The 7,494-nt window shown below is 41.6% G+C and carries 7 protein-coding genes; all 7 read right to left on the reverse strand.

Translation table 11 applies throughout. The annotated features are described in order from the left end of the window. Window positions 1-453: 453 nt before the first annotated feature. The 7 genes from CVS86_RS09680 to napA are packed head-to-tail and all read right to left on the reverse strand — an operon-like array spanning window position 454 to window position 7,053. The gene (locus CVS86_RS09680; RefSeq protein ID WP_107791751.1) at window positions 454-795 is read right to left on the reverse strand and encodes a chaperone NapD; all 342 of its coding nucleotides are present in this window, start codon (window positions 793-795) and stop codon (window positions 454-456) included. Continuing rightward, window positions 792-1,727: a WD40 repeat domain-containing protein gene (locus CVS86_RS09685; RefSeq protein ID WP_107791752.1), complete on the reverse strand. Its 936-nt coding sequence runs from the start codon at window positions 1,725-1,727 to the stop codon at window positions 792-794. The genes CVS86_RS09680 and CVS86_RS09685 overlap by 4 nt, the downstream gene beginning before the upstream one ends. Next, on the reverse strand, window positions 1,724-2,191 hold the full coding sequence (locus CVS86_RS09690; RefSeq protein WP_107791753.1) for a 4Fe-4S ferredoxin: 468 nt from the start codon (window positions 2,189-2,191) through the stop codon (window positions 1,724-1,726). Before CVS86_RS09690 ends, CVS86_RS09685 begins: the two co-directional genes overlap by 4 nt. Next, window positions 2,191-2,718, reverse strand: a complete 528-nt coding sequence (locus CVS86_RS09695; protein ID WP_107791754.1) for a nitrate reductase cytochrome c-type subunit — start codon at window positions 2,716-2,718, stop codon at window positions 2,191-2,193. The genes CVS86_RS09690 and CVS86_RS09695 overlap by 1 nt, the downstream gene beginning before the upstream one ends. Then, window positions 2,715-3,506: a quinol dehydrogenase ferredoxin subunit NapH gene (gene napH / locus CVS86_RS09700; protein ID WP_107791755.1), complete on the reverse strand. Its 792-nt coding sequence runs from the start codon at window positions 3,504-3,506 to the stop codon at window positions 2,715-2,717. Before napH ends, CVS86_RS09695 begins: the two co-directional genes overlap by 4 nt. Next, entirely contained in the window at window positions 3,503-4,261 is a 759-nt protein-coding gene (napG, locus tag CVS86_RS09705) for a ferredoxin-type protein NapG (RefSeq protein WP_413784230.1), read from the reverse strand. The genes napH and napG overlap by 4 nt, the downstream gene beginning before the upstream one ends. Before the next feature lie 11 nt (window positions 4,262-4,272). Continuing rightward, window positions 4,273-7,053 (reverse strand): nitrate reductase catalytic subunit NapA, encoded by a 2,781-nt coding sequence (gene napA / locus CVS86_RS09710; RefSeq protein WP_107791757.1) that lies wholly within the window; start codon window positions 7,051-7,053, stop codon window positions 4,273-4,275. Window positions 7,054-7,494: the final 441 nt, after the last annotated feature.

A 7,494-nucleotide genomic window follows, 5' to 3' on the forward strand; every position in this document is an offset into this window, starting at 1 on the left:
ACGTCGCTCTCTTCCCCCTTAACGATCCCCTAACTCCGACAACGTTAGAGGCGGCATGCTTCAGTGCTAAAGCACTGCATGTGATTTATTTTTAAGAAATTTCTAGCAAATTTTAAAATTTCATGAACGAGTAATTTCGGCTCTAAAATTTGAGATAAGCGGTAAGCGAAGCCAAATTTTAGTAGTCAATTCTTGCGAGTGAATGAAAGTTTAAAATTTGCAAAATAGTGTGTTTTATTTTTTTAAAAAAGGACTTTAAATTCAAAAGGGAGACAAGGGGACTTGAATTACGAAGCCGTCCCCTTATCCCCCTTTTAAATCCCCTAAACCCCTCGCACGTTAGAGGTGGCATGCAATGGTGCTTGCGCACTGCATGCGATTTTGCTATGTTGAATTTAAAATTTATTTGGGCTCATTAAAGTTTAAATTTACACCCCAAAACAAAATTTAATTTCACCTCACCTTATAATGCACGCTACCGCCATATGCGATATCTTCGGCTATTACGTCATCGCTTGTCAAAATTTCACTTATCTTGCCGTTTGCTTCAAGCCTCTCTCTATTCTCCTGAGCGTCCTCTTGATAGCTATAAACCATCGCAACGCTTACAACGCCGATAATGCCCTCTATCATCTTAAAAACTCTGATCTCATCTTCGATGCTCTCTGAGCTAACGACCACCACGATCCTATCTTCTGCGTCAGTGATGATCTCGCACTCTTTTAGCTTGCTTATCTCGCCTTTTACGCTCTCATTTTTATTATCTGTATAGACTATCAGGCTTGAAATATTCATCTAACTCTCCAAAATAAAATTTTCTTCTCATAAGCAGAGGTTACGACCTCGTTATCGCTTATGAAAACTATGCTATTTATCGTGCTTTGTCCAGTTTTTAGCATCGCGATCTTATCTAAAGTGACGCTATCAACCAAATTTACATCGCTCATCTCGTCGCTCATATAGGCTGCGATCTTGCCATCGCTACTAAGCCCCACGCCATAAACCAAAAAGCCAGTATTTATCTTTTTTAGCGTCCCAGCTGAGAATATGCCTGCGATCCTGTCGGTGCCTCCGCTGATCATGATGCCATTTTTATAAGCGATGTCGTAGATATTATCAGTGTGGATATCTAAAATTTTGTCCATCTTTTTAGTATGAACGTTGTAAAAATAGACCTTGCCACTCTCACAAGCGATCGCTAACGTGCCTCTATCCTCGCTTATCTCCATATCTGAGAGCATCGCGATAGAGATCTTAAAACTATCATAAATTTCGCCAATTTTTAGGTTTAAAAAGTAAATTTCATTGCTGATTGATGCAAGAGCGACGCGCTCATCATCTAAAAATAGAGCCTTTTTTATCGCTTGATTAGCCATTTTTATGCTTCTCATCTGCCCATTTTCTCTTAGATAAAGTACCTTTGTAGCGTAGTCGCCCTCGCTTAGGATGAGGATCTTCCCACCAAGCTCATCGACATTTAAAATTTTTGGCCTCTCATGATCGCTCACATATGTTTTTATATCATCCATTTTAATAATCTCGTCAAATTTAGACTCTTTTGGATCGTAAATTTCAACCGTGCCACCATCAGTTGCGATAAAAAGTTTGCCATTTATCAGCGTGGTGTTAAGCACATTTGCACTAGCTTCTATCTCTTTAATAGGCGTTGCGATCTCATTTGCAAAGATAAAATTTAACAAGCAAAAAAGAAAAAATAAAACTCTCATAAAGCCTCCATCTCAAGCGAATTTTTAAAACAAACATCAAAGCACTCGCCGCAGCTTACGCAATTTTGATTGATTATAGGGCGAAAAACACCAAGAAACTCAACTGCTTTAAATTTACAAGCATCAAGGCAGTTGTAACAAATCGTGTCATTCCACGCTAGGCAGCTAGCGACATTGATGCTAACCTTTGCGTTTATGCTCTTTGGTGAGCTTAAATTTAGTGTCACGTGAGCGCTACTTTGACAAGCTTTCGCGCACTCTTCGCAAAAGTCACAGCCTAGCTTTTTAACTTTAAAAACAACTCTTTCATTTTCAAAGCTAAGAAGCTCTTTTTCACAGGCACTTACGCAACTAGCCTCACAGCCGCCGCAGTCAAATTCGCCGCTAAAAAATGGTGGATCTATAAATTTGGGAGCAGGTTTTGCCCCCAAAATTTTGCTAAAAAGCTCTCGCCTGCTTTGCATTACTTAACGCCGTCATTTAAAACGTCTAGTAAATTTGACTTGTGTGAGCCGTTTTTATCTCTAAAGTCAGGCTTAAATTTGTTGCCAACAAGCTGAGTTACGCCATTTTGTTGCTCGACGTGGCAAGTTGTGCAGTTATATCTCTCATCATCAAGCTTGCCTGCAAGATCTTTTTTATTTCTGATATCGTAGAAGTGAGAAGCTGGGATAGGAGTAGCTCCGCTATCTTTTGCAAACTCAGGCATGTGGCAGGTTACGCACATATTTGAATCTTTTGTGATAGGCACCAAGCCCTCAGTGTCGTGTGGGATAAACGGAGGTGCATTTTCAAAAGATCTGTCAAATCTCTTTGCCATACCCGCTGGCTCTTTTGTGTAGTTGATGTCTTTTAAAACAACGTCTTTATCATCTAACAAATCGACATTTCTAAGGCCGATTTGCGAATCGCTAATGCTTGGATTATTCAATGCACATGCCGCTAAAAAGGCAGCGCATAGTACTCCAAGCGCCATTATTTTCATTTTCATTTTTCTCTCCTTAAATTTCTAATACTAAAATTTAGCGCCCCGTCGCCGCAAACGTCGATACATCTACCGCAGCTTATGCACTCGCTTGAGCTAACCGCGCGGCTCTCTTTACCTATCATATCTAGCACTTGCACCTCTGGGCAGACGAGCTTGCATTTCATGCACCTTGTGCAGGCATCTGCGTCGTGTTTTACTCTAATAAGAGCAAATTTTGATATCACCGCGTAAAATGCACCAAGCGGGCAGACGTGTGAGCAAATTCCACGCTTTAGCACGAACATATCAAAGGCAACTATACCAAGGGCTATGCCAATGGCGCTAGCTGAGCCGTAGATGATGCCACGCTGGATGATACCTATAAAGCTAATGCTCTCAAATGCTGGCAGCGAGAGAGCAAGGCTTAAGATAAGAGTGAGCGCTAGCAAGTAGTAGCGCAAATTTTTACTTACGTTTAAAATTTTCTCGCCCTTAAAGCCAAATTTCTCTCTTAGCTTGTAAGCAATGTCGGTTAGTAAATTTACTGGGCAAACCCACGAGCAAAAAACCCTTGGAGCGATAAGTGCGTAAAATGCAAAGACGATGATCGCACCTATTACTGCATTTATGCCTACGCTAAAGCTTGCTAGTAAAATTTGAAGCACCGCAAATGGATCGCTTAGTGGAACTTGTCCAAAAAGCGAAGATGAGCTTAAATTTCCGCTAAGTATCTTAAACCCATAAACATTTCCTAGTATAAATAGCACTAGGATAGAAATTTGAGTTATTCGTCTTAAGATTAAAAATTTCATAGCTCACCGCCATTTAGATAGTCAGTCGCCTTTTTGATGTCGAGCTTTATCTTGCTGTTGGCATCATCCACGCGCCTTTCATCTTCTTTTATCCAGCCTTTGACGTAGTTATCGCCAACTTTGCCAAGCACGACCTCGCGGTTTAGCACGGTAATGGCTGCTTTTTCGGTGATACAGGCTCGCTCACACACGCCACAACCCGTGCAGATATCGCTATCAACTACTGGGAGCAAAAATGCATGCTTTTGCGTCCTTTCGTTGCGGCGATACTCAAGATACAAGGCCTTATCTATGAGCGGACAAGATCTATAACAAGCGTCGCACTGTATGCCCCAGTATGCCACACAGTTTTTCATATCGACCACTGCAACGCCCATTTTGGCTTTGTTTATGTCTAGTTTGCCAGCTGTGCTAACTAAATTTGCGTCTAGTGCCCCAGTCGGACAGGCTGGCACGCAAGGGATATGCTCGCACATATGACAAGGAATTTTTCTAGGCTCAAAATAAGGCGTACCGACACTTATACCATCTTCAAGAGTAGCAAGTTTTAGCGTATCAAATGGACAGGCCTCTACGCAAAGCCCACACCTAATACAGCTTTTCAAAAACTGCTTCTCCGCTTTCGCACCAGGCGGTCTAAGAAGTACAAGCGGTGAGGCTTTGGCACTAAGTGACCATACAAAGCCTCCGCCAAGAGCTAAGATCGCTACCTTAGCTCCAAATTTCAAAGCTTCTCGCCTACTTGAAAATTCCATATCAGCCACTTTTACGCCTTGTAAATTTTAACCGCGCATTTTTTATAGTCAGTCTCTTTTGAGATAGGGCAAGTAGCGTCAAGGCAGACTTTATTTATAAATACGTTTTCATCAAAGAAAGGCACATAAACAAGACCTACTGGCGGCTTGTTTCTACCTTTTAGATCTACTCTTGCTTTTACCTTGCCACGGCGTGACTCGACCCAAACGATCTCATTTTGAAGCACGCCAAGCTTTTTAGCGTCATCTTCGTGCATGTAGCAAAGTGCCTCTGGGACGGCTCTATAAAGCTCAGGAACACGCATAGTCATCGTGCCTGTATGCCAGTGCTCTAGAACACGGCCAGTACATAGCCAGAATGGATAATCTTTGCTTGGCATCTCGCATGGATCCATATAAGGGCGGAAGAAAATTTTTGCTTTGTTTGCAAGAGGAGTTTTCTCTTGATTTTTCACACCTTTTAGATCGCCTGTTGGAAGGGATGCGTTTTTGTTGCCGTAGAATGCAAATTTATCATTTGGAGCAGCTTTTTTAGCGTATGGGTCAAATTTAGTATTAAATCTCCACTGAGTCTCTTTACCATCAACAACTGGCCATCTAAGACCTCTTACTCTGTGGTAAGTGTCAAAGTCAGCTAGGTCGTGGCCGTGGCCAACGCCAAATTTTCTATACTCTTCCCAAAGATATTTGTGGATGAAAAATCCATATCCTTTAAATTCTTTACCATCAGAGCCGATCACTTTTCTGCTGTCGCCAAAGACTTCTGTGTTGTCATAGTTTTCCATGATCGGATCGTTTGCGCTAAATTTCTTAGCATCTTCGTTTGCAAAAAGCACGTCAAATAGCGTATCTTCTTCACTATATCCCATAGCTTTTGCAGCCTCAAGCACGCTTGGAAGTGTCACTTTGTCATTTAGCTTTTTCTCGCCCCAAACATCTTTTAGTTTAAAGCGCTTACTAAACTCAAGCATCTGCCAGATATCAGGCATCGCTTCGCCAACAGGGAGCACTTGCTGCCTCCAGTGCTGTGTCCTTCTCTCAGCGTTGCCGTATGCGCCCCATTTTTCATAGATCATCGCAGTTGGGAGGATAAGGTCAGCTACTTTTGCAGAAATTCCTGGATAAGGGTCACTTACGACGATGAAGTTGTCCATTTCGCGAGCTGCTTTGATCCAGTGGTTTGCGTTTGCAGTGTTTTGCCATGGGTTATTTACTTGAACCCAGATAAATTTAACCTTGCCATCTTCAAGATCACGCATCATTTTTACGTAGTGTGAGCCTGGTACGGCATTTAGTGTGCCAGCAGGTAGTTTCCAAAGTTTTTCAGTGATCTCTCTGTGCTTTGGATTGCCAACAACCATGTCAGCTGGCAAGCGGTGAACGAATGTTCCAACCTCTCTTGCTGTTCCGCACGCACTTGGCTGGCCAGTTAGAGAAAAGGCGCCTGAGCCTGGGAGTGCTTGCTTGCCGAGTAAGAAATGCACCATATAAGCTTGTTCATTTACCCATGTGCCGCGTTGGTGTTGGTTAAAGCCCATAGTCCAGAAGCTAACGACTTTGCGGTTTTTCTCGATGTAAAGATCAGCAAGTGCTTTTAGTTTTTTCTTAAATTCATTGATATCTTCGTTTGGATCGCCTTTTGCTACCTTAGCTGTAAAGTCAAGTGTGTAAGGCGCAAGAGCTTTTTTAAACTCTTCAAATGTTATTTGCCAGTGATCGCCAGCTTTTGCAGCATTTTTATTTTCTAGTGTATCGCCAGCTTTTAGGCCAAGGTAAGAAAGCGTAACGCCCTCAGCCTCGCTTAGCACCTTTGACTTCTCAGTCGCAGCTGTGTCTAGCTCGCTTGGAGCATATTTTTTGTGGTGAATGTCTGGGCGAAGACCATATCCGATATCAACTGGGCCAGCTGTGAAGACGCAGTGTTTTTTAACAAATTCTTCATCTATCATCTCAGGGTGGTTATAGACTATCTCACGAGCGATGTAGTTCCAGATAGCAAGGTCAGATGACGGAGCAAAAATGATCTCGATATCGGCTAAATTTGATGTTCTAGTTGAGTAGGTGCTTAAATTTACGACCTTTACTCTATCAGGATCGCTAAGCTTTCTATCGCTCACGCGCGCCCAAAGGATCGGGTGCATCTCAGCCATATTTGCGCCCCAAGCTATGATGGTATCTGTAAGCTCGATGTCATCAAAGCAGCCTGATGGCTCATCGATACCAAAAACTTGCATAAAACCAAGAACCGCACTTGCCATGCAGTGTCTTGCGTTTGGATCGATGCTGTTGCTTCTAAAGCCACCTTTCATAAGCTTAACAGCTGTATAGCCCTCTGGGATAGTGTATTGACCAGAGCCAAGCACGCCAACGCCGTGAGGTCCAAGCTCGTCATAAGTCTTTCTAAACTGAGCTTCCATCACGTCAAATGCTTGTTTCCAGCTTACTTGCTTGAATTTACCTTTTTTGTCAAATTCGCCCTTTTCATTTACACGTAAAAGTGGATGAGTGATCCTATCTTCGCCGTACATGATCTTAGCGTTAAAGTAGCCTTTGATACAGTTTAGACCGCGATTTACTGGTGCTTCTGGATCGCCTTTTACGGCTACTATCTTGCCCTCTTTTGTAGCAACCATGATGCCACATCCAGTTCCACAAAATCTACAGGCAGCCTTATCCCAACGCCAGCCTTTTTCAGCTTCGTTTGCCGCACTTAGCGAGCTTGGCACAGCGATACCGGCACTAGCACAAGCAGCACTAGCTGCAGCACTTTTGATGAAATCTCGTCGATTCATTTTTTCTCCTTAAAAGATTTAAACAAATTTAATTGATATTATCCTCATTAAACTTATTTACCCCTGATTTACATAGATAAAAATTTTAATAAACTTAAAACATAAAATTACATATTAGTTTAAGAAAATTTATATAAATATCCCTTGATAAAAGAAATAATGTGATAATTTAAAGCAATTTTTCTACATATTTATAGGGATTTTACAAGTAAATCTTAAAAAAATAAATTATAAATTTATTTAAATAGCTGAGTAAAAATGTAACACACATAATAGGATGAAAATTATGTTTTATTTGGTAAATAGTGTAAATTTTATTAAATATCTTAATTATTTTTATAGATTAAATTTAAAGCCCTCCTCAAGCATAAATTTGGTGAGAGAGAGGCAAAAGAGGGATAAGGACAGCTTTGCTTCGCTAGCTCACAACTGCAAGCAGAC

Origin of the sequence: Campylobacter concisus (assembly GCF_003048605.1) — a bacterium.
GTDB classification, from domain to species: domain Bacteria; phylum Campylobacterota; class Campylobacteria; order Campylobacterales; family Campylobacteraceae; genus Campylobacter_A; species Campylobacter_A concisus_BM.

Excerpts from the sequence above, each read along its gene's own strand:
- CVS86_RS09680 (WP_107791751.1), bottom strand. The coding sequence starts at position 795 with ATGAATATTTCAAGCCTGATAGTCTATACAGATAATAAAAATGAGAGC.
- CVS86_RS09685 (WP_107791752.1), bottom strand. The coding sequence starts at position 1,727 with ATGAGAGTTTTATTTTTTCTTTTTTGCTTGTTAAATTTTATCTTTGCA.
- CVS86_RS09690 (WP_107791753.1), bottom strand. The coding sequence starts at position 2,191 with ATGCAAAGCAGGCGAGAGCTTTTTAGCAAAATTTTGGGGGCAAAACCT.
- CVS86_RS09695 (WP_107791754.1), bottom strand. The coding sequence starts at position 2,718 with ATGAAAATGAAAATAATGGCGCTTGGAGTACTATGCGCTGCCTTTTTA.
- napH (WP_107791755.1), bottom strand. The coding sequence starts at position 3,506 with ATGAAATTTTTAATCTTAAGACGAATAACTCAAATTTCTATCCTAGTG.
- napG (WP_413784230.1), bottom strand. The coding sequence starts at position 4,261 with ATGGAATTTTCAAGTAGGCGAGAAGCTTTGAAATTTGGAGCTAAGGTA.
- napA (WP_107791757.1), bottom strand. The coding sequence starts at position 7,053 with ATGAATCGACGAGATTTCATCAAAAGTGCTGCAGCTAGTGCTGCTTGT.